The sequence below is a fragment of the Ruegeria sp. AB5 genome, from assembly GCF_056542645.1.
In genome coordinates, this window is the sequence record NZ_JBQGAE010000018.1 from 33,878 (window position 1) to 58,344 (window position 24,467).

At 58.2% G+C, this 24,467-nt stretch carries 25 protein-coding genes; 5 read left to right on the top strand and 20 right to left on the bottom strand.

The genetic code is table 11. From position 1 onward, the window contains the following. Nucleotides 1-72: 72 nt before the first annotated feature. The 12 genes from ACR0L4_RS20855 to ACR0L4_RS20910 form a co-directional block, all read right to left on the bottom strand. Complete coding sequence (locus tag ACR0L4_RS20855) at nucleotides 73-867, bottom strand: ATP-binding cassette domain-containing protein (protein ID WP_170751645.1); 795 nt, start codon at nucleotides 865-867, stop codon at nucleotides 73-75. Nucleotide 868: 1 nt separating this feature from the next. After that, nucleotides 869-1,981: an ABC transporter permease gene (locus ACR0L4_RS20860; protein ID WP_170751643.1), complete on the bottom strand. Its 1,113-nt coding sequence runs from the start codon at nucleotides 1,979-1,981 to the stop codon at nucleotides 869-871. Between the two features lie 74 nt (nucleotides 1,982-2,055). Next, nucleotides 2,056-2,997: a sugar ABC transporter substrate-binding protein gene (locus ACR0L4_RS20865; protein WP_170751642.1), complete on the bottom strand. Its 942-nt coding sequence runs from the start codon at nucleotides 2,995-2,997 to the stop codon at nucleotides 2,056-2,058. Between the two features lie 121 nt (nucleotides 2,998-3,118). Then, the gene (gene iolG, locus ACR0L4_RS20870) at nucleotides 3,119-4,132 is read right to left on the bottom strand and encodes an inositol 2-dehydrogenase (RefSeq protein WP_480514910.1); all 1,014 of its coding nucleotides are present in this window, start codon (nucleotides 4,130-4,132) and stop codon (nucleotides 3,119-3,121) included. 237 nt (nucleotides 4,133-4,369) lie between these two features. Then, a complete protein-coding gene (locus ACR0L4_RS20875) occupies nucleotides 4,370-4,690 on the bottom strand; it encodes a hypothetical protein (protein WP_480514911.1) in 321 nt (106 codons plus the stop codon). 52 nt (nucleotides 4,691-4,742) lie between these two features. Then, on the bottom strand, nucleotides 4,743-5,276 hold the full coding sequence (nusG, locus tag ACR0L4_RS20880) for a transcription termination/antitermination protein NusG (RefSeq protein ID WP_170751635.1): 534 nt from the start codon (nucleotides 5,274-5,276) through the stop codon (nucleotides 4,743-4,745). Nucleotides 5,277-5,487: 211 nt separating this feature from the next. Then, a complete protein-coding gene (gene secE / locus ACR0L4_RS20885; protein WP_050605011.1) occupies nucleotides 5,488-5,685 on the bottom strand; it encodes a preprotein translocase subunit SecE in 198 nt (65 codons plus the stop codon). A 101-nt stretch (nucleotides 5,686-5,786) separates the two neighbouring features. Then, nucleotides 5,787-5,945, bottom strand: coding sequence for a cbb3-type cytochrome oxidase assembly protein CcoS (ccoS, locus tag ACR0L4_RS20890; protein ID WP_170751633.1), 159 nt, complete (start codon nucleotides 5,943-5,945; stop codon nucleotides 5,787-5,789). 5 nt (nucleotides 5,946-5,950) lie between these two features. Further along, on the bottom strand, nucleotides 5,951-8,128 hold the full coding sequence (locus ACR0L4_RS20895; RefSeq protein ID WP_480514912.1) for a heavy metal translocating P-type ATPase: 2,178 nt from the start codon (nucleotides 8,126-8,128) through the stop codon (nucleotides 5,951-5,953). 4 nt (nucleotides 8,129-8,132) lie between these two features. Then, nucleotides 8,133-8,591, bottom strand: a complete 459-nt coding sequence (locus ACR0L4_RS20900) for a FixH family protein (protein WP_480514913.1) — start codon at nucleotides 8,589-8,591, stop codon at nucleotides 8,133-8,135. A gap of 2 nt (nucleotides 8,592-8,593) precedes the next feature. Beyond that, on the bottom strand, nucleotides 8,594-10,021 hold the full coding sequence (gene ccoG, locus ACR0L4_RS20905) for a cytochrome c oxidase accessory protein CcoG (protein WP_170751627.1): 1,428 nt from the start codon (nucleotides 10,019-10,021) through the stop codon (nucleotides 8,594-8,596). Nucleotides 10,022-10,119: 98 nt separating this feature from the next. Continuing rightward, nucleotides 10,120-10,998, bottom strand: a complete 879-nt coding sequence (locus tag ACR0L4_RS20910) for a LysR family transcriptional regulator (protein ID WP_480514914.1) — start codon at nucleotides 10,996-10,998, stop codon at nucleotides 10,120-10,122. A 101-nt stretch (nucleotides 10,999-11,099) separates the two neighbouring features. On the opposite strand from ACR0L4_RS20910, the gene ACR0L4_RS20915 reads away from it, so the two are divergent. Next, a complete protein-coding gene (locus tag ACR0L4_RS20915; protein WP_480514915.1) occupies nucleotides 11,100-11,258 on the top strand; it encodes a hypothetical protein in 159 nt (52 codons plus the stop codon). A gap of 150 nt (nucleotides 11,259-11,408) precedes the next feature. On the opposite strand, the gene ccoP is transcribed toward ACR0L4_RS20915, so the two are convergent. Genes ccoP through ccoN form a run of 4 tightly spaced genes read right to left on the bottom strand, consistent with a single transcriptional unit; the run spans nucleotide 11,409 to nucleotide 14,817 of the window. Continuing rightward, the gene (gene ccoP, locus ACR0L4_RS20920) at nucleotides 11,409-12,272 is read right to left on the bottom strand and encodes a cytochrome-c oxidase, cbb3-type subunit III (RefSeq protein ID WP_480514916.1); all 864 of its coding nucleotides are present in this window, start codon (nucleotides 12,270-12,272) and stop codon (nucleotides 11,409-11,411) included. Then, a complete protein-coding gene (locus ACR0L4_RS20925; protein ID WP_170751619.1) occupies nucleotides 12,269-12,454 on the bottom strand; it encodes a cbb3-type cytochrome c oxidase subunit 3 in 186 nt (61 codons plus the stop codon). Before ACR0L4_RS20925 ends, ccoP begins: the two co-directional genes overlap by 4 nt. A 12-nt stretch (nucleotides 12,455-12,466) precedes the next feature. Beyond that, nucleotides 12,467-13,195: a cytochrome-c oxidase, cbb3-type subunit II gene (ccoO, locus tag ACR0L4_RS20930; RefSeq protein WP_170751617.1), complete on the bottom strand. Its 729-nt coding sequence runs from the start codon at nucleotides 13,193-13,195 to the stop codon at nucleotides 12,467-12,469. A gap of 14 nt (nucleotides 13,196-13,209) precedes the next feature. Beyond that, complete coding sequence (ccoN, locus tag ACR0L4_RS20935; RefSeq protein ID WP_170751615.1) at nucleotides 13,210-14,817, bottom strand: cytochrome-c oxidase, cbb3-type subunit I; 1,608 nt, start codon at nucleotides 14,815-14,817, stop codon at nucleotides 13,210-13,212. Nucleotides 14,818-15,013: 196 nt separating this feature from the next. On the opposite strand from ccoN, the gene ACR0L4_RS20940 reads away from it, so the two are divergent. Then, entirely contained in the window at nucleotides 15,014-15,853 is an 840-nt protein-coding gene (locus tag ACR0L4_RS20940) for a universal stress protein (protein WP_480514917.1), read from the top strand. A gap of 107 nt (nucleotides 15,854-15,960) precedes the next feature. Beyond that, nucleotides 15,961-16,338: a hypothetical protein gene (locus tag ACR0L4_RS20945; protein ID WP_480514918.1), complete on the top strand. Its 378-nt coding sequence runs from the start codon at nucleotides 15,961-15,963 to the stop codon at nucleotides 16,336-16,338. 38 nt (nucleotides 16,339-16,376) lie between these two features. Here ACR0L4_RS20945 and fnrL read toward each other — a convergent pair whose 3' ends face one another. Beyond that, nucleotides 16,377-17,120, bottom strand: a complete 744-nt coding sequence (fnrL, locus tag ACR0L4_RS20950) for a transcriptional regulator FnrL (protein ID WP_170751609.1) — start codon at nucleotides 17,118-17,120, stop codon at nucleotides 16,377-16,379. Nucleotides 17,121-17,181: 61 nt separating this feature from the next. On the opposite strand from fnrL, the gene hemN reads away from it, so the two are divergent. Beyond that, on the top strand, nucleotides 17,182-18,537 hold the full coding sequence (gene hemN, locus ACR0L4_RS20955; RefSeq protein WP_480514919.1) for an oxygen-independent coproporphyrinogen III oxidase: 1,356 nt from the start codon (nucleotides 17,182-17,184) through the stop codon (nucleotides 18,535-18,537). A 203-nt stretch (nucleotides 18,538-18,740) separates the two neighbouring features. Next, complete coding sequence (locus tag ACR0L4_RS20960) at nucleotides 18,741-20,669, top strand: elongation factor G (protein ID WP_480514920.1); 1,929 nt, start codon at nucleotides 18,741-18,743, stop codon at nucleotides 20,667-20,669. Between the two features lie 18 nt (nucleotides 20,670-20,687). Here ACR0L4_RS20960 and ACR0L4_RS20965 read toward each other — a convergent pair whose 3' ends face one another. The 3 genes from ACR0L4_RS20965 to ACR0L4_RS20975 are packed head-to-tail and all read right to left on the bottom strand — an operon-like array spanning nucleotide 20,688 to nucleotide 24,466. Next, complete coding sequence (locus ACR0L4_RS20965; RefSeq protein WP_480514921.1) at nucleotides 20,688-22,265, bottom strand: ABC transporter ATP-binding protein; 1,578 nt, start codon at nucleotides 22,263-22,265, stop codon at nucleotides 20,688-20,690. After that, nucleotides 22,262-23,368: an ABC transporter permease gene (locus ACR0L4_RS20970; protein ID WP_480514922.1), complete on the bottom strand. Its 1,107-nt coding sequence runs from the start codon at nucleotides 23,366-23,368 to the stop codon at nucleotides 22,262-22,264. The genes ACR0L4_RS20965 and ACR0L4_RS20970 overlap by 4 nt, the downstream gene beginning before the upstream one ends. Beyond that, on the bottom strand, nucleotides 23,369-24,466 hold the full coding sequence (locus ACR0L4_RS20975) for a microcin C ABC transporter permease YejB (protein ID WP_170751599.1): 1,098 nt from the start codon (nucleotides 24,464-24,466) through the stop codon (nucleotides 23,369-23,371). It lies immediately after the preceding gene. Nucleotide 24,467 lies beyond the last annotated feature (1 nt).

A 24,467-nucleotide genomic window follows, 5' to 3' on the forward strand; every position in this document is an offset into this window, starting at 1 on the left:
AGGGTGCCACCCTCCAACATTCTGCACTTTGGTTTTGGGTGTCCCGCCGTCTGCCAGACACCCGGTTTGATGCTAGACCGTACCGCCCAGTGACCCTTCAAGCTGGGCCATTTCCTGACCGCCGGCCATAAGGTCCTGCAGCTCTTCCGGGGTGATCTGACCGCGCTGCGCCGTGCCCAGTGTCTTGCCCCGGTTCAACACGGTGAACCGATCCCCGACCGCCATGGCATGGCGCACGTTGTGGGTGATGAAAACCACGGCAATATCTTGTTTGCGCACCCTGTCGATGGTTGCCAGAACATTCGCCGTCTGACGCACACCAAGGGCCGAGGTCGGTTCATCAAGGATCAGCACCTTGGCCCCGAAATGCACCGCGCGCGCGATGGCCACGGTCTGTCGTTCTCCTCCAGACAATGTGCCAACGGCCTGATCCGGACCACGCAGATTGATGCCCATCTTGCGCATCTCATCCATTGTGACTTTGTTTGCGTAGTCATGATCGAAGAAATTCAGCGGCCCGATCTTGCGCAATGGTTCGTTGCCCATGAAGAAATTGCGACTGACCGACATCAGAGGGATCATCGCCAGATGCTGATGCACCGTGGCAATCCCGGCCGCAATCGCGTCGCGCGGATCCTCGAAGCTGAGCGGATGACCTTCAAAGAAGATCTCGCCCTTAGTGGGCTTGTGAACGCCGGACATCGTCTTGATAAAGGTCGATTTGCCTGCACCGTTGTCACCCAGCAGGCAATGGCATTCGCCGGGATAGACATCAACCGAGACCCCAGCCAGTGCGATCACGCTGCCAAAGTGTTTTTCGATGTTTTTCATCTGAATGATGGGTTCGTGGGTTGTTCGCGTATTCATATCAACGCTCCCCCGTGATCATGCGACGGATATAGGTGTTCAGGATCACTGCGAACAACAAGATCACGCCAAGGAAGACCCGGAACAATGAGCTTTCGACGCCCGCAAAGAACAGGCCCTGTTGCACGACCCCAAAGATCAGCGCACCCAGCGCCGCCCCGATGACCGAGCCATACCCGCCCGTCAGCAGCGCGCCCCCGATGACAACCGCGATGATGGCCTCAAACTCTTTCAACAGCCCACGATCCGCCCCGGCCGAGCCGAACTCCATGACCTGACAGGTTGCAAAGACCGTGGCGCAGAACGCGGTGAACATGAACATGAGGATCTTCACCTTGTTGACCGGCACACCCGAATTCCGGGCGGCCTCGGCATCTCCTCCCGCAGCATAGATCCAGTTGCCGAATTTGGTTTTCGTCAACAGCACATGGCCGAAGATGATCAGACCAATGGCCCAGACAATCAGCATCGGAATACCGTCGACAACGGGCTGGCCCTCGCGTGTTCCGCGTTCAAAGGTGGCAATGATGCCGTTGTCGCCCATCCAGACAAAAAGCCCCTGCAGGATTTTTCCGCCAAAGATTGGGGCCAGCCAGTCCCCCTGCGCCGCGTCGCGAATGCCGCCTATGATGGTTTTGTTTTCGAAGGTTTGCGGCAAGTAGATGGTAAATCCACGCAGCACAAACAGCGCCGCAAGCGTTACGATAAAGCTCGGCAAACCTGTACGGATCACGATCCAGCCGTTAAAGGCGCCGATCAAGGTACACAGGATGAATGTGACAATGATCGATATCCAGGCCGGCCAGCCCAGGATCATCAGAAAGATTGCAATCATCATGCCCGCAAAGCCGATCATCGAACCGACGGACAGGTCGAACTCGCCTGCGATCATCAGCAGGCAGGCCCCAACGGCGATGATCATGAATTGGGCGGAAACAGTACCCCAGTTCATGACGCCTTGTGCGTTGAACATGCCGGAATCTGCGGCAAACAAAAGAAAGAAGGTAAAGACTGCGACGGTTCCAACGATCCCGCCCAATTCCGGGCGAATCAGCCAGCGGCGCAGCGCGGACATTTCCTTGACGCGTTCGTCAGCGACTTGGGTGGTGGACATGAGGTGCCTCCACGATTTCAAAGGTGCAGTTGTCAGAAAGGCGGGTGGCGCATCTTGGCGCCACCCGGTTCGGATCAGCGGTATTCGCCCGCATGTTCCTCGACTTTTTCAAGGGCGTCTGCGGTCACGAAACCGGGGCCCGAGTTGATGTTGTTGCCCGGCAGAACGCCATAGCGGTGGTAGTTTGTCAGGATTACGACCGGCAGGTAAGCCTGCAGGAAGGGCTGCTGATCAATACCCCACTGGATGGTGCCATCCTTGATGCCTTTGACGATTTCTTCACCCAGATCGAAGGTTCCAAAATAGATGTCGCCGGCCATGCCGTTTTCCTTAAGCGCCGCAACGGTGGGGTCTGCCGAAACCGGGCCCAGCGTCAGGATGCCATCGGTGTCCGGGTTCGCCGACAGATAGGCCAGAACCTTGTTCTTGATTTCCGCAGGGTCTGTTCCGCTGTCCAGCATCGCGTCGCCCAGCTCAACACCCAGGCCGTCGGCAAAGCCGCGGCACCGTTCGCCAACGGTGGGCTGTTGGATCGCATGGTTCACGCACAGGAACTTGGTGACACCGTCGCCCTTGGCGCGCTGACCAGCCGCGAGACCGGCATCATATTCGGGTTGACCGACATACATCAACGCCCCGACCTCACGGGCCTGGTCCGGTGTGCCGGTGTTCATGATGATGACATCGATACCGGAATCCACGGCAGACGTGATCGGGCCTTTCAGCACATCATAATCGGCCAATGTGGTGATGATCCCATTCGGACCCGAGGCTGCTGCCTGATCGATGATCCGCGCCATATCGGCAATGTCGCCCGTGGGCGGGTTGCGGTATTCAACCTCGACACCCATCTGATCGCCCGCAAGAGCAATACCGTTTTTGATGGTGTTCCACCAGCTGTCGCTGTCCGGGGCATGGCTGACCAGAACGTATCGCTCGCCTTCTGCTGCCGCTCCGGTTGCGCCCGCCAGGGCAACCGCGCTGGCCATCAGCATACCTTTGACAAATGTCTTCATCTTAGTTCCTCCCATTTGAACACTTTGTTTTCGACGAGGTCTCGGCCTCGCGCGTCCGGCTGCGCCGAATCTTAACAACTCCGGCCTTTGGTGGAGCTGCGCCTAGTTTGAGGGATTCGCATCATTTTGCAACCGGTTTCAAAATTTCTGCCATCTGGACCGGTACACCCGACTTTGCAGATCGCGTTGCGGCCTCGGCCATCGCAAGGGCGGCAACACCGTCGTCCAGCGTTACCGGTACGTCCGAACCTGCGACTGTCGCCTCGACAAACGCTGCCCATTCCGCCTGAAAGGCGGGCATGTAGCGTTCGAGGAAGAAATAGGTCGGTTTGGCACTGACAACGCCATCGGTGGTCGACTTGACGACCGTGTTTTCCAGCATGTTTTCGGCTTGCAACAGGCCCTTGGCCCCCAACATCTCAACCCGTTGATCATAACCATAAGCGGCACGACGAGAGTTCTTGATGACCGCGATGCGACCATCGGCATAGGTCATTGTCACAACAGCTGTATCGACATCTCCAGCTTTGCCGATTTCCGGGTCAACAATCGACGACCCAACCGCCGAGATCGTTACCGGAGCCTCGCCCATCAGGAAATTCGCCATATCAAAATCATGGATCATCATGTCCCGAAACAGGCCCCCAGATACCTTGACATAGCTGAGCGGAGGCGGAGCGGGATCGAATGAGGTGATCGATAGCATCTCGGTTTTACCGATTTCACCTGCATCAACAGCGGTCTTCATAGCCGAAAAATTGGGGTCAAACCGACGATTGAAGCCTATCATCACAGGGCGCCCATGGTCAGCCACTGCCTTCTGACACACAATGGCACGCTGCAAGTCAAGGTCCACCGGTTTTTCACATAAAACCGCCTTTCCCGCTGCAGTGGCTGCCTCGATCAGATCCGAATGCGTGTTGGTTGGCGTCGCAATCAGCACCGCATCAATTTCAGGGTCGGTGATAATCTGTTCCGAACTGCGCACCCCTGCGCCAAAGTCAGACGCAAGGCTGGCTGCGGCCTCGGGCATTGCATCCGACACTGCGGCAAGCGCGCTGCCACGATGCGCTGAAATTGCCCGTGCATGCACTTGCCCTATGCGCCCGGCGCCCAGCAATCCAACCTTCAACATTGCATGTCCTCGAATCCAGGTTTCGTGCGCAACAATGAGTCTCTTTGCAACCGGTTGCAAGAATTTTTTCACAAAACCGGAGTCCGGGTCAAGAAAGCTGGAAAAATCAACCCCACTTTCGATCTCTCTCGAAAGATCCAGCCGATATTCGTGGGGGCGTTCTGATTATGCGCAACAGAATCGGGAAGTACCGAAACACGGTCCAGAGCCACCGAATCTGGCGGTGACACGTTTGGTTTACAGGCCGGGATTATCGTCCGCTGCCGCTTGCATTCCACCAGACTCGCATATGACCGAAGAAATCATTGCCCGGCCAGAGGCATCAACCGGAATGTCCAACCGTGCCGGGGTATCAAACGACCGGTTGAATTCCGGTCCCCGGACGGCGCAATCGGCAACACCCGACGTACCGTTGTTTTCAGAGGTAAATGACGTCGACCGTGTATTGACCGCAGTGGGTTCAGCAGCGACATTCTCAGGTTGACGCAGCGATGAATTTAAGGACGTCGTATTGCAGGCACCCGTCCCGTGACAACCAACACCCAGGATCAAACGCATCGCGATCTCCCGATAGAAGATACCGGGACACTTATGGATCGCGTCTAGGCTGTCAATTCTGTTTGGTCACCTGCGTAAAGTCCAACTCGACCGGCGTTTCGCGACCGAAGATCGAAACCGAGACCTTCAGCTTCTGGTTCTCGTCGTCCACGCCTTCGACCATACCGTCGAAATCCTCGAACGGGCCGTCGTTGACTTTGACCTTCTCGCCGATTTCGAAGCTGATCATCAGCTTGGGCGCTTCTTCGCCTTCCTGAACGCGATTCAGGATCTGGTTCACCTCGGCGTCGCGCATCGGCATCGGGCGGCCCTGCGGGCCAAGAAAGCCGGTAACGCGGTTGATCGAGTTGATCAGGTGATAGCCCTGATCCGACATTTCCATATGCACCAGCACGTAGCCAGGCATGAACCGGCGCTCGGTCGTGACTTTCTTGCCCCGGCGTACCTCGATCACCTCTTCAGTGGGGACCAGTACTTCGTCGATATCGTCCTCAAGGCCCTGTTCAGCCACCGACGTGCGGATCTGCTCTGCGATCTTCTTTTCGAAATTCGAAAGAACGCTGACCGAGTACCACCGTTTCGCCATGAACCTGTCGTCCTTGTTTGCCTTGGGCAACATCCCGCGTTCCGGGCGCGCCCTGAATTTAAATCCTGTCGCGGCCTGTCCGCGTCATCCGGAATAAAAAGCGGCGCGCAGCCCGAATCGCCACACGCCCGTTCCGAATAGTTCCGTGTGAACTACTCTGAGATTCCGTGCTGTGCAAGGGGGGCTGCGGAGTTTCCGACCCGTTTGCCGGTTAGCTGAATGCGCCCAGGATCAGTTGCAACCCGCCGCGAATGCCCAGATCGACCAGAGCAAAGAACACAGCGGTCAGAGCAGCCATGATGAACACCATGACCGTGGTCAACAGCACCTCGCGCCGGGTCGGCCAGACGACCTTGGAAACTTCGGCTCGAACTTGCTGAATGAACTGGATCGGGTTGGTGGTAGCCATGTGGCGGGGTCTCTCTGTTAGCGGATAGGCCGGACATAGCCGGGCATTGCGGCAATTTCAAGGGCGGTTCGGATCAACTGTGCCGTGACGACACCACCCGGCTACGACTTGGGCTTGTCATCCCATTCATCGCTCAGGATGCGTCGCGCGTCACCCTCGGGGTCGTCGTATTGGTTCGAGCGGACTGTGTAGACAAATGCGACAAGGCCAACTCCGCCAAGAAAAAGGGAAACCGGGATCAGATAGGCGAGTACTTCCATTTCGGTTACCTCAGCCGTAGTGCGTTAAGTGACACGGTAATGGACGACGTCGACATCGCCAAGGCCGCGATCAGGGGTGTTGCAAGTCCGATCACCGCCAGCGGGACGGCAATCACGTTGTAGACAGTGGCGATACGGAAATTCTCGCGAATCCGTTTGGTGGCCTTGGTGGCCGTGTCGCAGGCATCCGCGATAGGCGACAGATCGGTGCCCAAAAGAACGATATCCGACGCAACGCGGGCGGCATCCAGGGCCGAGGCCGGAGAGATCGACACATGCGCTGCGGCCAGTGCTGCTGTGTCATTCAGACCGTCGCCAACCATCAGAACATGATGGCCCTGATCTCGCAGGTCCTGGATTCGCTGCGCCTTGTCCTGCGGCAGCGCTTCGGCAACCCAGTTCGCGATACCAAGCTTGTCCGCCAACGCCTGAACGGCGCCCGTCGAGTCGCCAGAGATCAGGATCACCTGTTTTCCGGCCTTTGCAAAGGCCGCGACAGCCTCTGCTGCGCCCGATCGCAGGGTGTCCGTGAAGTGGAAGGCAACAGGCGCGTTTGACCCAACAGCCAACCAAGCCGCGGTTTCGACACCTTGTTCGCCGCCTACCCAGGCCGCCCGGCCCAGTCTGACGCGCTGACCTCGGTACAACGCTTCTGTGCCATAGCCGGGCGCTTCGGTGATGTCGCGCAGGGCAGCGGGTTTGATCCCGGCTTTGCGCGCAGCCGTTGCCAGAGCAACCGATAACGGATGCGCGGATGCCTCGGCCAGCGCCAACGCAATTTCCAGGTCGGCACGGGTATGATCGCCAAGATTGACAAGTTCAGGCGCGCCGGAGGTGAGCGTGCCGGTCTTGTCGAATACAACCGTGTCGACCTCGGCCAGACGTTCCAACGCGGTGGCGTGTTTGATCAACATCCCCTTGCGGAACAACCGGCCCGACGCTGCCGTCGTCACCGCAGGCACAGCCAGCCCCAAGGCGCAGGGACATGTGATGATCAAAACCGCCGCCGCGATGTTCAAAGCCGTGCGCAAATCGCCGGAATAGACGTACCAGCCCACGAAACTGAGCGCCGACAGAATGTGCACGCCGGGCGCATAAAGCTTGGCTGCCTTGTCCGCCAACGACGTGTAGCGGGATCGCCCGGATTCCGCGATTGCCACCAGATCGGCCATACGGTGCAGCGAGGTGTCCTCGCCCACCGCTGTCGCGCGTATGGTCAGCGGGCCGGTTAAATTGACCTCACCCGCGCTAACCACTTGTCCTGCCTCGGCAAAGACGGGCAGGGTTTCGCCCGTCAGAAGGGACCTGTCGAGTTCCGATTGGCCCGAGACGATCTGGCCATCCACCGGCATCCGCCCACCGGGTCGCACGAGGATCAGATCGCCAAGCTTGAGGGCGGATACGGCAATCTCGTCTTCAACCCCGTCTATGACCCGAATGGCACGCGGCACTTCAAGCGCCGTCAGCTCTTCGGCGGCCGAACGAGCGGCCGCACGGGTGCGATAATCCAGATACCGACCAGCCAGAAGGAAAAAGGTAAGTGTCAGGGCCGCGTCGAAATAGGCGTGCTTGCCGCTGAGCGCGGTTTCCCAAAGCGATGTCGCCAGCGCCAGCAGGATTGCAAGCACGATCGGTACATCCATGTTCAAACGCCGCACACGCAATGCAGTCCAGGCGTTGGCAAAGAAGGGCTGCGCCGAAAAGGCGATCGCAGGCAGTGCTATAGCCGCCGAAATCCAATGGAACATGTCCCGTGTCGCGTCCGCGGCCCCCGACCAGACCGACACCGACAACAGCATCACGTTCATCGACGCAAACCCGGCGACGGCCAAACGCATCAACAAGTCACGCCCGGCCTTGTCGGCGCTTGTTGCGGACAAGGCACCCGCGTCAAGCTCATGCGCCTCATATCCCGCGCGTTCCAGCACCGGGATCAGATCAACGGCGCGAATTTCCGGCGCGGCCTTGATCATCGCACGCTTCAGGGTCAGATTGACCCGCGCGTCCTCGACCCCCGGATAGGCGTTCAGCTCCCGCTCGACATTTGCGATACAGGCCGAGCAATGGATGCCCGGCAGGGACAGCGCGATCTGCACATCCTTGGGGATTGGTCGTGCCGGTTCCGCAGGGGTCGCTATGCATCCTGGACAAGCGGCAGTACCAGAGGAGAGGTGCGCCGTCATCGCCTTAGCCGTTCACATGCAAGGGTACGCGTTGCGCGAATTCGGCCCCGGCGTCATCCCGTGCCACCAGACGAATGTTCCAATTGCCTTTGCCAAGGGTCGCAGGCGTCGCATAGGCGATACCGTCAAAAGTGAACTCGGGTGAGAAATCGTCGCGTACATGGGTCGCACGACCGACCACCGCCTGCAATTCTGCCACCTGCACCGGAGCCCCTGTGGCATCGGTGATGTGCAGGATCAGCAGACCGCCCGTGTTTTCGGCACGCACCTCCCAGCCCAGGGCCTGGTGCGCTTGCAGCCGGTCATTGAACTCTTGACTGGCGACGTAAGAGTTTTTCACTTCGAGGCCCGGAAAGGTTTTGACAGCGCTGTAGGCCAGCAGCAAGTTGACCGCGATGATGATCGTGAAGGCTCCTACAAACACCGCCAACGCGTGTTTTCCGGTGAATTTACGCTCAGACATGTTCAGTTCCCTCGTCCATTGAAGGTTGTGTCTTTATAGGCACGCTCGCCGCTGGTGATGTCTTCGACCCACATCCGTACCGGGGTCGTATCCGCACCCGCCGGCCCCGTATCCGGAGAGGCGATCAGATAAACCCGGACCAGTTGCGCCGTGTCGGCAGGGACATTCACAGTGTGCAGGTTCGTCCCTTCGATTTCCAGCCGCATGGCCGGATCACCGGTCAGCGACAAGGCGAACAAGCGATCTTCCCCATGTTTGTTGCGCAAGCGCACATCGTAGGTGTTGCGAATCGTTCCGTCGGACAAAGTCACGAAAGTGGGATTGCGCACCGGGGCCACGGTCAGATCGATGTCGGACCGGATAAACAATGCAAACAACAGCGCAAATCCGACAATCGACCACAGGGACGTATACATGATTGTGCGGGGGCGCAGAATGTGCTTCCAGACACTCTTGGGCGGTTGACCGCCGCGCTCACGGCTCTCATCGCTCAGCGCCATATAGTCGATCAGCCCCCGGGGCTTGCCGATCTTGGCCATCATGTCGTCACAGGCATCGATACACAACGCGCAGGTGATACATTCCAGCTGCTGACCATCCCGAATATCAATGCCGACGGGGCAGACATTCACGCAGGCCATACAGTCGATGCAATCCCCCAGCTCAGAATCCGCCGTACGCTTGCCCTTGCCGCGCGGTTCTCCGCGCCACTCGCGATAGCCGACGACCAGCGTGTCTTCGTCCATCATCGCGGCCTGAATACGCGGCCACGGGCAGGCATAGATGCAGATTTGTTCGCGCGCGAAGCCGCCGAACAGGAAGGTTGTGCCTGTCAGGATCAACATCGTCGTATAGGCCACCGGATGTGCATTGCCGGTCACCAGATCGCGCAGCAATGTGGGCGCATCGGCGAAGTAGAACACCCAGGCCCCGCCCGTTGCCAGACCAATCAGGAACCACGCCGTCCATTTCGTCAGTCGCAACCTCGCCTTGCGGAGGTCCATTTTCTCTTGCCGCTGCAGGCGCAGACGCGCGTTCCGATCACCTTCGACCCAGCGTTCGACCAAAATGAAAAGATCAGTCCAGACCGTTTGCGGGCAGGCATAGCCACACCACACCCGACCCAGGGCCGAGGTGAACAGGAACAGACCCAGGCCAGCCATGATCAGCAGGCCTGCGACAAAGTAGAACTCGTGTGGCCAGATCTCGATCCAGAAAAAGTAAAAACGACGGTTTGCCAGATCCAGCAGCACAGCCTGATCCGGCAGGCTGGGACCGCGATCCCATCTGATCCACGGGGTTACATAGTAAATGCCCAACGTGACGATCAGGATAATCCATTTCAGATTTCGAAACGGGCCTGACACCCGCCTTGGAAAGATCGGCTCTCGGGCGGCGTATAAGCTGGGGGCGGGATCGGAATCGCTCACTGGCTAGCTCCAAACAGGGTCCTCTGGAATTGTCTTTTTCCAGATCACAGGCCCGCAAACATTGACATGGGTCAAAACGCGCATCGAACAATCATCTTTTATCGCGTGCGGCCCGCCTGCCGCCTGAGCCAGGTCACAAATGTCTTTACCGCCGGTCTAAGCGGTGTTTTTGCGGTTACAACGTGATATCCGCTGGGTTCCGGCTCGGCATGAAGCTCAACAAGACGACCCGCTTTGATATCCTGCTCGACGAAATGTCGCACCGTAGCCGTCACACCCTGCCCCGCGCGCAACCCATCCAGTAAAAGCGTACCGGGCAATGAGATACGGCCAGCCATGGGCGGGTGATCCACACCGCGTTTGGCAAGCCAGGTCGACGCCTCGGTGGTGCCGAACTCTTCCAGCCAGGGCAACTGGCTTAGCTCTTCCGGCGTCCACGATGTTTTGCCGCCCAACAGGCTGGGGGCAGCGACCACTACAAAGGGCGTTTCAAGAAGCATCTCGCACTCCACTCCCGGCCAGCCGCCGGATCCGTACCGGATCGCAACATCCACCCCACCCGGTGTCAGCGCAACAAGGTGGGGCGAAGGGTCGATGGCAAGGTTGATATCCGGGTATTCGGCCTGAAACGCCGGTAGACGTGGCATCAGCCATGACGCGGCAAAAGACGGCGTTAGCGAAACATGAACCGGGCGGGTCTCGCCCGCGCTCATCAAGTCTTCAACGGTTGCGCCGATTGACCCAAATCCAAGCTGCAGGGCGCGCGCCAGTTGGTCGCCCTCGGGGGTCAATGACAAGGACTTGCCGTCACGCTGCACCAACGCGACACCCATGTGCTTTTCAAGTGCGCGCAACTGTTGGCTAATTGCAGCGTGGCTAACATTCAAAACACGACCAGCCTGCACCACTCCGCCCTTTTCAGCAAAAGCTGAAAAGGCGCGCAGCGACGCAAGCGGAGGCATCTTCAACCAGTCCATATGTAATCCATACTTACATGTAGAAACAGCAATTGAGTCGCATTCAGCGCGCGAAAGGTCAATCCTTATTGGCAGAGACACTTCTGGACAGGAGAAAAGCTATGCTGACCGTTTTTGCCAGATCCTTCATGAATGCGACCCGTACCAACACATCTCAAATCCACGATACGCCAAAGCGGGACCGTCACAAGCGGCGCTGGTTGCCTGAAAATCACTGGTGGTTAGAGAACCCGCGCGATGTGGATCTAAAAAATCCTTGATACCGGGCTGAGTGCCGTATCTGGACCGCCGTCGAGCGCAGCCTTGTTGTCAAAAATTCGGCACCGGCTGTTCAGGAAACGCGCGAACAGATGGAACAGCCGGTGCCAGAACCTTCGGGCAGCAAGCCGCCCGAAGGTATTCTTGTAGCCTTACTGACCGCCACCCAACTGATGGACATAGGCCGATACCGCTCGGATCTGCGCCTCGGTCAGGCGGGTATCCCAGTTCGGCATCACGCCAAAGCGGCTGTAGACCACCGTTTCGGTCAGAGCTTCTTCGCTGCCGCCGAACAGCCAGATGGCGTCGGTCAGGTTCGGAGCACCTTGGAAAACGTCCCCCTTGCCATCCTCACCATGACAGACCGAGCAATTGTCTTCAAAGACAAGCTTGCCCGCCTGCGCTGCTGCGTCGTCGGATTGCGCATTGGTCAGCGACATCACGTACTGGACCACCTGAGTGATCTCGTCCTGTTCAAGAATCTCGCCAAAAGCCGGCATCTCGGAATAACGCGCATCGTCGCTTTCTTCATTCCGAATTCCGTAGCTGACGGTGTAGTGGATATCCTCCATCGTACCGCCCCAAAGCCATGCGTCATCCAGCAGGTTCGGGAAGCCCGGAGCACCTTGCGCACCCGAACCGTGGCACTGTGCGCACCAGGTACGGAACACGGCGCTGCCCGAGTTGATCGCGTATTGCTGCAGTTCGGCATCCTTCGAGATATCTTCGAGCGGGGTGTCCACCAGCTTGACGTTCCAGGGTGCGTTGGCTTCTTCAAACGCAACCAGATCTTGCTGAACTTCGGCGCGCGATGACCAGCCTGTGATGCCTGCGGTTGCAGATTGGACAAGGGGCCATGCCGGATACATGATCGTATAGATCACACCCCAGAAAATGGTCGCATAGAAGGTCCACAGCCACCAGCGGGGCATCGGGTTGTCGAATTCCTCGATGCCGTCCCAGGTGTGACCGGTTGTGTTTGGATCACCCGGCTGTTTTTCAGGTGTCTTGCTCATTTCCTCGCCTCCTCGGATTCGGCGGGTTTGTCTTGATGCCGGAACGGGATGTTGGCGGTGTCGCTGTATTCTTTGCTGGCACCGGGGCGGAACACCCAGATGATGATGCCAATGAAAAAGCAGAACAGCACAAGCAGCATCCAGCTATCCGCGAATTGCCTTAGGAGTGTGTATTCTTCCATTTTCCCCTCCTGTTATCGGCTTGCCACTGGGGTGAAGGTCGAGAAGTCGACCAGCGTACCCAGCATCTGCAGATAGGCGATCAGCGCGTCAGCTTCGGTCAGTTCCGGCTGACCATCGAAGTTGCGCACGTTGACCTTGTCACCATAGCGCTCTAGCAGACCGTCAAAGTCGCTGTCCGGGTCCGCCTGAGCGCGAAAATCCGCTACGGCGTTTTCCAGCATCTCGTCGGTGTAAGGCGTACCAACGACGGCATTCACAGCCATGATATCGCCGATATACTCACCATCGAGCTTTCGGTTTTCGAGGAAGCCATACTTTGGCATCACCGATTCCGGCACCACCGATTGCGCATCGCGCAGGTGGCGCACATGCCAGTCGTCCGAGTAACGGCCACCCACACGCGCCAGATCAGGTCCGGTCCGTTTGGAGCCCCATTGGAAAGGGTGGTCATACATCGATTCAGCCGCCAGCGAGTAGTGGCCGTAGCGTTCGACCTCATCCCGCATCGGGCGGATCATCTGGCTGTGGCAGACATAACAGCCTTCGCGGATGTAGATCTCGCGCCCCGCCATTTCGAGAGGGGTGTAAGGGCGCATGCCCTCCACCTTCTCGATGGTGTTCTCAAGATAGAACAGCGGGGTGATCTGCACGATGCCACCGATGGTCACGACCAGAAAGCTGAAGATCAGCAGGAGGGTCGCGTTGGTCTCGAGGATCTTATGTTTGTCGAGAATTGCCATTGCTCCGGCCCTCCTTATTCAGCCGGGACCGCGACGGTCAGGCTAGCCTCTTTGGCCGGCGCTTTCCGCACAGTCATCCACAGGTTGTAGCACATGATCAGTGAGCCAGCGACGAACATCACACCGCCGAGCGCACGCACCACATACATCGGGAACTTGGCAGCCACGGTGTCGGCGAACGAGTTCACCAAGAAGCCGTTGGCATCCACTTCGCGCCACATCAGGCCTTCCATGATACCGGTGACCCACATCGACGCGGCGTAGAGCACGATGCCAATGGTCGCGAGCCAGAAGTGCCAGCTGACCATCTGGAGCGAATACAGACGCTCGCGCTTCCACAGCACAGGCACCAGGAAGTACAGCGCGCCAAAGGTGATCATACCGTTCCAGCCCAGCGCGCCTGAATGCACGTGACCGATGGTCCAGTCGGTATAGTGGCTGAGGCTGTTGACGGCGCGGATCGACATCATCGGGCCCTCGAAAGTGGACATGCCGTAGAAGCCGACCGAGATCACCATCATCCGGATCACAGGGTCGGTACGCAGCTTGTCCCAGGCTCCCGACAGGGTCATCAGCCCGTTGATCATACCACCCCAGGACGGCATCCACAGCACGATCGAGAACACCATACCCAAAGTCGAAGCCCAGTCAGGCAGCGCCGTATAGTGCAGGTGGTGCGGACCGGCCCAGATGTACAGGAAGATCAGCGCCCAGAAGTGGATGATCGACAGCTTGTAGCTGAAGACCGGGCGTTCGGCCTGCTTGGGAATGAAGTAGTACATCATGCCCAGAAAGCCCGCAGTCAGGAAAAAGCCCACCGCGTTGTGGCCGTACCACCACTGGATCATGGCATCTTGAACGCCCGACCAGACGATAACCGATTTCGAACCCCAGATGCTGACCGGGATGGTCATGTTGTTGACCAGATGCAGCATCGCGACGGTCACGATAAAGGCCAGATAGAACCAGTTTGCCACATAGATGTGGGGCTCTTTCCGCTTGATGATCGTTCCAAGATAGACCGCCAGGTAGGCAACCCAAACAACGGTCAACCACAGGTCAACATACCATTCAGGTTCGGCATATTCCTTGGATTGTGTACCACCCAGAACATAGCCGGTTGCAGCCAGAACGATGAACAGTTGATAGCCCCAGAACACGAACCAGGCGAGGTTGCCCCCCCAAAGGCGCGCGGCGCTGGTGCGCTGAACCACATAGAACGAGGTCGCGATCAACGCGTTGCCACCAAAGGCAAAAATCACCGCCGAAGTGTGCAGTGGACGCAAACGACCAAAGTTCAGGTAGCCCTGAGCCCATTCAAAGTTCAGTACCGGAAAAGCCAGCTGGAACGCAATAAAGGTTCCTGCCAGGAACCCTACCACACCCCAAAAGGCGGTTGCGATCACGCCGTAGCGGACCACGTCATCCATGTATTCGCCCGAACGATCGACGAGTATATCTGGCTCTTCCGTGTTTCTAAGCGTCCAGATGAACAGACCACCGGCGATAACCATCACCAGAATCGCGTGCACCTGATACGCCAAATCGCGTGCATAGTTTGATCCGATGGCGGCAAACACCACGATCAGACCAAGCACCATCAGCTTGATGTAATTCGACATATTGCGTCCCTTTACCGTGCCCCGCGCAGATTTCCGTGCCGCGCGAAACCTTTTTGTCTGTGTGCTGTAATGAAGAAACGCGTCCGTGCCTGCTTTGATCTGAGTCAAGACACGTGTCGGTTTTGTGTGACACGCATGAAACAGTGAATGGGTTCCCAGATCACATTGCACGTCCTGCCCGGAAGACGAGGTCGAAATGGCTTATAAATCAATTCTCACAATCATGACCGAGATGAAGAGCGCACAAACCGCTCTGTCCCAGATGGCGGCCCTGGCCGAGGCACAGGATGGCCATGCCGAAGCCCTGTGCCTGGGTGTCGACCGCAGTCAGACCGGGTATTACTACGCCGGCGCAAACGCATTGATCCTTCAGGAGACGCTTAGCCGGGCCAATGCCGAAGCCGATGAACTGCTGGCCTATGCCAAGGAACATCTGCGAAAGACCGGGGCCCGCTGGTCCGCCGAAAGTGGGGTGGCTCAGATCGCTGATATTGGCCGTCACGTGGCTCATCGCGCCCGGTTTTCAGATTTGGTCGTCCTGCCCCACCCCTACGGCGAGGGGCGCGGAGCAGAAGCCGAACCGATCATCGAAGCCGCCATGTTCGAAGGACATGCACCGGTGCTGGTGGTCCCGAACGAAAGCGATCCTGTGTCGGCGCCGAAAAACATCGTGATCGCGTGGAATGAAAGTATCGAAGCCATGCGGGCTGTGCGATACGCGCTACCCTTCCTCAAACAGGCGGATCTGGCCCGCATCGTGGTTATCGACCCGCCACGTCACGGGCCTGATCGCTCGGATCCTGGTGGGATGTTGTCTCAGATGCTGGCGCGGCACGGCGTCAGATGCGAGATAGAGGTGCTCAGCAAAACCATGACCCGCGTTTCTGATATCCTCAATCGCCACGCCATGGACACAGAGGCAGACATGATCGTCATGGGGGCCTATGGTCATTCTCGCTTTCGCGAAGCGATCCTGGGTGGTGCGACGCGCAACATGCTGGAACAGTCGGCGGTGCCCGTGTTCCTGGCACACTGAACCAAAAAACCAGACGACCCCGGTTCACATCGCCGCTATCGTGATGAAACGACTCTGGCCTTGCGGCCCGATCGTTCCCAATTCCGCATGAAACCGATGGAGGCTTCATGCGGACCCTGATCGCAACCCTTACTGCTGCTCTGATAGTGGCTGCGCTCGTCGCTCTGGACGTTGCAAAACCGCTCGGAGCCCATCCGTGGTGGTCTCAGAACACGCTCGTCGTCGGAGCGCCGATCGGGCTGATCTTGGCCAGCCTGCTTGCACGGGTGTCGACGCCTGCAAAACGCTTGGGCTTTGGCATAGTGGTTACGGCAATTGCTTTTACGGTCGCGAAATTTGGGCAAACACAGTTTGCGGCCTCATATGCCGAGGATGCCGTCGCTGGAAGGCTCTGGTATTTCGGTTGGATCGCGGTCGGCGCAACGGCTGCGGCCACACTGACGTTCCTGGCGCAGGTCGGTCTTCGCAAGCCAGAATCAGAATAGTGGCGTGACGCTGCATACCCGTTCAGGCGGTTGGCCTGTCAGACCAGAAAGCCACCATCAGAATCGTCACCGGCCTCTTCCATAAGACGCCCGATATCCGGGATGGTCACGTGGCGCTTGCCTTCCAGAAAAATCACCTCGTCCCTCTTCAGGGCCGAAATCTGACGACTCACCGTTTCCAATGTCAGGCCAAGGTAATCCGCCATAGCCTCGCGCGTCAGGGGCAGATCAAACACAATCGGCCCCGACAGGCCCTTTTGCGTGATTGACGCATCCCGGCGTGCGATGATCGACAGCAGGCTGGCGATCTTTTCACGCGCCGTTTTACGACCAAGAACCAGCATCCATTCACGAGCTGCATCCAGCTCGTCCAAAGTCATCTGCAACAGACGGTGCGCAATGTGGGGCGTTTCGTTCATCAGGTCTTCGAACGGTTTCTTGCGGAAACAGCACATCACCAGATCTGTGGTGGCTTGAACGTCATAGGGGGCCGCGTCACGGCCGGGTCGACCGACAAAGTCGCTTGGCAGCAGGAGACCCACCATCTGAGTCCGCCCGTCCTCCATCGTCTGGGTCAGCGAGGCGATCCCCGACACAACCGAGCCAACGAAATTCATCTGATCCCCTGACCAGATGATCGTCTGCCCAGCTTCGAAACTGCGATAATACTTAATCTCTTCAAGGGTTTCCAGCTCATCCACGTCACAACGGGCGCAGACAGCGCGATGGCGAATCGGGCAGTCCGAGCAATTCGAGTGATCAAATTGTACTTTTACTGTCATTTGCGTTCCCATTTGATCTCTATCAAAGCAGACAAGTCATCAGCTTCTTTAAAGTATCGTCATGATAGAGAAATCACAATTGGCAAGACTTGGACTTTTTGACGCGAAAGTGCCGCGTTACACAAGTTACCCAACCGCCCCCCACTTCAGCAATGACGTGGGGTCTGATCGTTTTGGCGACTGGGTTTCCAGGATCAGACCCGGAAGCGCCGTTTCGCTTTATGTCCACATCCCCTTCTGCCGTCGCCTGTGCTGGTTCTGCGCGTGCCGCACGCAGGGAACGCAAACGGATAATCCGGTCATTGCCTATGTGGACGTTCTGAAGGCCGAACTGGACCTGCTGGCCGCGCACTTGCCCAAGGGTGTGGTTTTGTCGCGTCTGCATTGGGGAGGTGGCACTCCGACGCTGTTGAACGCTGACCTGATGCGCGATTTGGCGCAGCATATCCTGGGCATCGTGCCCATGGGACCCGACGCCGAATTCTCGGTCGAGATCGACCCGAATGAAATCGATGATGCACGACTGGATGCCTTGTCCGAGGCCGGCATGAACCGGGCGTCCATCGGGGTACAGGATTTCGACGACGAAATTCAGAAAACCATCGGGCGCATTCAAAGCTATGACACCACCCGCGACGTGGTGGACATGATCCGTGCACGCGGAATTACCAGCCTTAACGCCGACATCCTGTACGGCCTGCCCCATCAGACCAAATCACGCATGACCGAAAGCGTGCAGAAGCTGTTGTCCCTCAACCCGGACCGCGTCGCGCTTTATGGCTATGCGCACGTGCCCTGGATGGCCAAGCGGCAGCAGCTGATCCCCTCGGACGCCTTGCCAACACCAGAGCAACGGCTGGATCTGTTTGATACGGCACGCCGCCTTTTCATGTGGGACAATTACGCCGAGATCGGGATCGACCATTTTGCAACGCAGGAAGACGGGCTGACCAAAGCGCTGAATTCAGGTCAGTTGAAGCGGAATTTCCAGGGCTACACCGATGATCAGGCCGAGGTTCTGATTGGCGTTGGCGCCAGTTCGATCTCGCGTTTCCCGCAAGGATATGCACAGAACAATCCGGCGACCTCGGCGCATACCAAGGCGATCCGTGACGGTCGATTCTCAACCTCGCGCGGACATCTGTTCAAGGGCCAAGACGTGCTGCGCTCTCGACTGATCGAAGCGCTGATGTGTGATTTCAAGATCAGTTCAGCCGAAATCCTGCGCGACTTTGATGTGTCTGCGGCTGAATTGAATGCCATGTACAGCGCTGCAAACACGGCGTTCGACGGTTTGCTCAGCATCACGGAAGACGGGTTGTTTATCCCGCCCGAGGCCCGTGCGCTGACCCGAATGATCGCACGCAGCTTTGATGCCTATGACCTCAGCAAGGCAGGGCACAGTTCGGCAATCTGATCAGGCGGGATTTCCACGCGCCTACCCGATTTTCAACAGGGGCTTGACGCAAGGCTCCTGTTTTCTCCAAACTTGAGACGTGGACCACGAAACGGGTCCACAGCCTGAGGCAGGCGAAATCGCAGACAGCCGGTGCCAGCGCATTTGCGTAGGGTAACCCCTTTCGTGCAGCCACACTGCAACTTGAAAGAGGGACAGCACATATGCGCGTTTTCACCGTCCTGGGCCCCAGTCAATCGGGCAAATCCACTCTGGTCGAGGCCATCAGCCGCCTCGACGGGCGTCCCACAATATTCGACATCTGCGGAACCGTGCATTTGCACGGTTTTTCTTATTTGGACGAGCCGTGGTGCGCGGTTGACGTGGATGGCGGCGGCGATGCTCTGGCTTATGTAGGTCCTGCCATGGCAATCTCGGACGCTGCGGTCGTGGTCGTTCCGCCAGACCCCGATGCCGCGGTACTTTGTGCGCCCTATCTGCGGTTGGTCGAAGAAGCCGGAATCCCGTGTTTTCTGTTCATCAACCGCATGGACAACCCCAACGGCCGAATTCGGGATATCATCGCGGCCTTGCAAACCTATTGCACCAACCATATCGCGCTGCGGCAGGTCCCGATCCGCGAAGGGGACGCGATCATCGGCGCTGTTGATCTGATCTCGGAACGGGCCTGGAAGTATCAGGAGGGCCAGCCTTCGGCCCTGATCGAGTTGCCGCAATCGGTTGAGGATCGTGAACAGGAAGCACGCACAGAGTTGCTGGAGACACTATCGGATTTCGATGATCATCTGCTCGAGCAACTGATCGAGGATAAACAACCGCCCAGCGATGAGGTCTACGGTCTGGCCGCGCAGGTTTTGCAGAACCATCAGTTGATCCCGGCCTGTCTGGGGGCAGCAAGCCATGGCAATGGCCTGACCCGACTGATGAAAGCCCTGCGCCACGAGGCTCCGGAATTCGACATAGCCGCAGGGCGCGACGAAGCGGCCGACAACGCACGTGCAATAGCAGGGTTTGCCGACGTGAAAAAACATATCGGCAAGATCACCGTTCTGCGTGGTTTGGGCGATGGCGTGAAAGCCCATGAAGCTCTGGGCGGTGAAACGGTGGGCAATCTGACAACGCTGGACGCCAAGACACAGATCGGATCCTTGGAGGCTGGACAGATCGGGCTGGCGGTCAAATCCGATCATCTCAATCCTGGCTACATCTACGACAGCCGCACGGCCACGCCGCTGCCCGACTGGGCGTCGTCGCACCCGATAGCGCATCGGCAGGTCGTCTCACCTGCTCATGAGCGTGACGACGTGCGCCTGTCGAACGCGCTGACCCGGCTGGTCGAGATCGATCCGGGGCTTCATCTGGAACAGGACGAGCTGAGCGGCCATTCTGTTCTGGGCTCACAAGGGCCACAACATATGCGGCGTGTGTCCGCCAAACTTCTGGAAGATTTCGGCATCGAAATCGAAACCGACACAGTGGAAACCGCCTATCGCGAGACCATTCGGACACCCGTCGAACACCGTCATCGGCACCGCAAGCAATCTGGCGGAGCAGGCCAATTCGCCGATGTCGTGATTTCGGTTGCGCCCCTGCCCCGCGGCTCGGGCTTTCAGTTCGACGAAATCGTCAAAGGCGGGGCTGTTCCAAAGAACTACATTCCGTCTGTTGAACACGGGGCAAAAGACGCGCTTGTGCAAGGGCCTGAAGGCTTCCCGGTTGTCGATGTCAAAGTGACCCTCAGCGATGGCAAGCACCACAATGTCGACAGTTCGGACTATGCCTTCCGCACAGCCGGTAAAAATGCGGTCCGCGAAGCCCTGCCACAGGCCAAGCCTGTGGTTCTGCAGCCAGTTCTGAACGCCGAGATTCATTTGCCGTCAAATTTTGTTGGTGATCTGGTGCCGACGATCAGCACGCTGCAGGGGCAAGTTCTGGGGTTCGAAGGCAACCCCAACGCATCTGGCTGGGAGATCTTCAACGCTCTGCTACCGGCCGTAGCGCAGGATGAGCTGCATCGCACCCTCGCCAGTGCAACGCGTGGTACTGGCTGGGTCAAACTCAGCTTTGATCACTATGAAGAGCTGCGCGGCCCCGTGCCAAAATCCACCGCGCGGGAAAAGGCCAGCGCCTGAGAAACGGCAGCGCGGGCGTCAGCCCGCCGCTGCGATCAGTTCACGGGTATAGTCTGTTTGCGCGTTCTCAAACAGGTCTTCTGCCGCGCCCATTTCAATCACGTCGCCATTGCGCATGACGATGACCTTGTGAGACATGGCCCGCACGACCTTCAGGTCATGGCTGATGAACAAGTAGGCCAGCCCATATTTCCGCTGCAGATCGCGCAGAAGATCGACGATCTGAACCTGTACCGTCATGTCCAACGCGCTGGTGGGCTCATCCAGCACCAGCAATTTGGGACGCAACACCATTGCCCGCGCGATTGCGATGCGCTGACGCTGCCCACCCGAGAACTCATGTGGGTAGCGGTCCATCGACCCCGGATCCAGGCCCACCTCTGTCATCACCTCAGCCACCAGCTCGCGCGGGGCGCGGTGGGGGTCGACATTGTGAATGGCCAATCCTTCCGAAATGATCTGCTGACAGGTCATGCGCGGGCTGAGGCTGCCGAACGGGTCCTGGAAAACGATCTGCATGTCCTTGCGCAACCGCCTCAACTCGCGCGTTGACCAGCGGCGAACGTCCTGATCGCGAAACGTAATCCCGCCCTCAGAGGCAATCAACCGCATGATTGCCAATGCCAGCGTTGTCTTGCCCGAACCACTTTCGCCGACGATCCCCAACGTCTCGCCGGCCCGAACGCTGATCGTGGCGTCATTTACCGCCTTCACATAGCCCACGGTGCGTTTCAGGAAGCCGCGCTGGATTGGGAACCACACTTTCAGATGATCGGTCCGCGCGACCTCTTCCGCGGTCGCGTCCACCGGGTCAGGCTGGCCGGACGGCTCTGCCTCTAGCAGCGTGCGCGTATAGGGGTGCTGCGGGTTGTCGAAAATCTCGGCCGTGGCTCCGGTTTCAACGATCTCGCCATCTTTCATAACACACACACGGTCAGCAATGCGCCGCACTATGCCCAGATCATGCGTGATGAACAGCATCCCCATATTCTCGGATCTTTGCAATTCGGCCAGCAGTTCCAGAATCTGCGCCTGAATGGTCACGTCCAGTGCGGTCGTAGGCTCATCCGCGATCAGAATGTCCGGTTTGTTGGCCAGCGCCATCGCAATCATCACCCGCTGCCGCTGCCCGCCGGAAAGTTGGTGCGGATAGCTGTCCAGCCGTTCTTCGGGATCGCGAATACCGACCTTTGTCAGCAGCTCGACTATCCGATCCCTTGCCGGATCGCCCGATAACCCCTGATGCAGGGCCAGGGATTCGGCCATCTGCTTCTGGATCGTATGCAGTGGGTTGAGCGACGTCATCGGCTCCTGAAAGATAAAGCTGATATCGTTGCCGCGCACGTCCATCAACCGGTCTTCCGAGGCGCCGATCATCTCGTGCCCGTCATAGCGCACGGACCCGTCGACAATTGCGCTGTCACCCAGCAAGGATACCGTGGACAGGGCCGTCACGGATTTTCCCGAACCGGATTCGCCCACCAGCGCAACCGTTTCTCCGCGATCCACTGTAAAAGACACGCCTTTGACCGCCGCGCTGACCTGCCCGTCCTGCCGGAACGAGACCTTGAGGTTGTTCACATCCAGCAGGCTCATGAGAAGGTCTTTCTGGGATCAAACGCATCTCGGACGCCTTCGAAGATGAAGATCAACAGCGAGAGCATGATGGCAAAAGTGAAGAAGGCCGTGAAGGCCAGCCACGGGGCTTGCAGGTTCTGTTTCGCCTGCAAGGTCAGCTCGCCCAAAGACGGGGCCGAAGATGGCAGGCCGAAGCCAAGAAAATCCAGCGACGCCAGACCACCAATGGTCCCGGTCACGATAAAGGGCATGAAGGTCAGCGTGGCCACCATGGCATTGGGCAGCATGTGACGGAACATGATGGTCATGTTGCCGACACCCAGCGCGCGGGCAGCCCGCACATATTCCAGATTGCGCGCGCGCAGGAATTCGGCCCGAACAACACTTACCAACCCGGTCCAGCTGAACAGGATCATCAGGGCCACAAGCAGCCAGAAACTTCGCCCCAGAATGGCGAACATGATGATGATCACGTAAAGCGACGGGGTCGCCGACCAGATTTCAATGATGCGTTGGAGGATCAGGTCCAGCCAGCCGCCAAAAAAGCCCTGGATGGCCCCGGCAAAGATACCGACCAGGCTGGCCACACCGGTCACCATCAGTGTGAACAGGATCGATAGACGGAAACCGTAGATCACTCGGGCCAGCACGTCTCGTTTCGTGTCGTCGGTGCCCAGAAGGTTCTGACCGTTCGGCGGCAATGGAGCGGCACCGGGGCGATCGACACTGGTGTTGAAGGAATAGGGAATCAACGGCCAGATCGCCCAGCCCCGCTCAAACCCTTCGGCCTGAAACGTTCCCGCATCGATCTGTTCGACGATGCCTTCGGGGTCGTCAAAACAGGCGTCCAGGCCACCGCTGTCAATCAGGCACCGAACTTCGGGGTCGCGGTAAATCGCCTCCGTCTGGAAATCGCCCCCGAACTCGGTTTCGGCGTAGAAGTTGAAGATCGGGGTGTAGAACTCGCCCCGGTACTTCACCAAAATCGGTTTGTCATTGGCGATGAACTCGGCGAACAGCGACAATCCGAACAGCACCGAAAAGATGATCAGCGACCAGAACGCCCGGCCATTGCGTCGAAAGTTGCGCCAGCGGCGCTGGTTGAGGGGGGAAAGGGCCATCTACCCCTCCCGCTTTTCGAAATCGATGCGGGGGTCGACGAGAACATACATCAGATCGCTGATGATACCGACAACAAGGCCCATCAGGCCAAAGATGAACAATGTGCCGAAGATGACAGGATAGTCGCGTGCAACAGCGGCCTCAAACCCGAGGCGTCCCAGCCCGTCCAATGAAAAGATCGTCTCGATGATGATCGACCCGCCGAAGAAGACGCCGATAAAGACGGCGGGAAACCCGGCGATCACAATCAGCATCGCATTGCGGAAGACATGCCCATAGAGAACCTGGCTCTCTCCCAAGCCTTTGGCGCGGGCGGTCATCACGTATTGTTTCTTGATCTCATCCAGAAACGAATTCTTGGTCAGCAGGGTCAGCGTCGCAAAAGCCGAGATCGTCAGAGCAATGATCGGCAACGCGATATGCCAGAAATAGTCCGCGATCTTGCCCAGCAGGCTGAGGCTGTCCCAATTGTCCGAGGTCAGCCCCCGCAGCGGGAAAATCTGCCAGTAGGACCCACCGGCAAACAGCACCAGCAGCAGAATGGCGAACAGGAAACCGGGGATGGCATAGGCCACAATGATGGCGCCGCTGGTCACGGTATCGAACCGCGATCCATCTTTCACCGCTTTGCGAATGCCCAAAGGTATCGAGACCAGATACGCGATCAGGGTCGACCACAGCCCCAGCGAGATCGAAACGGGCATCTTCTCCAACACCAGATCAATCACGCTGATCGACCGGAAATAGCTCTCGCCAAAATCCAAGGTCAGGTAGTTGCCCATCATGGACAGAAAACGTTCGAGCGGCGGTTTGTCGAAGCCAAATTCCTTTTCCAATTCGGCTATGAACTCGGGCGGCAAACCACGCGCGCCAACATATTTGTCGTCAAAGACGCCTCCACCTGCCGGTTCCGCCCCTGCTCCTGCATCACCGCCGCCGGCAAATCCTGCAAATACGTCACCCTGCCCTTCGATCTGGGCAATGATCTGTTCGACAGGTCCGCCCGGCACGAATTGCACCAACGTGAAATTGACAACCATGATGCCCAGCAAGGTCGGTATGACCAGAAGCAGGCGTCTTAGAATATAGGCGCCCATG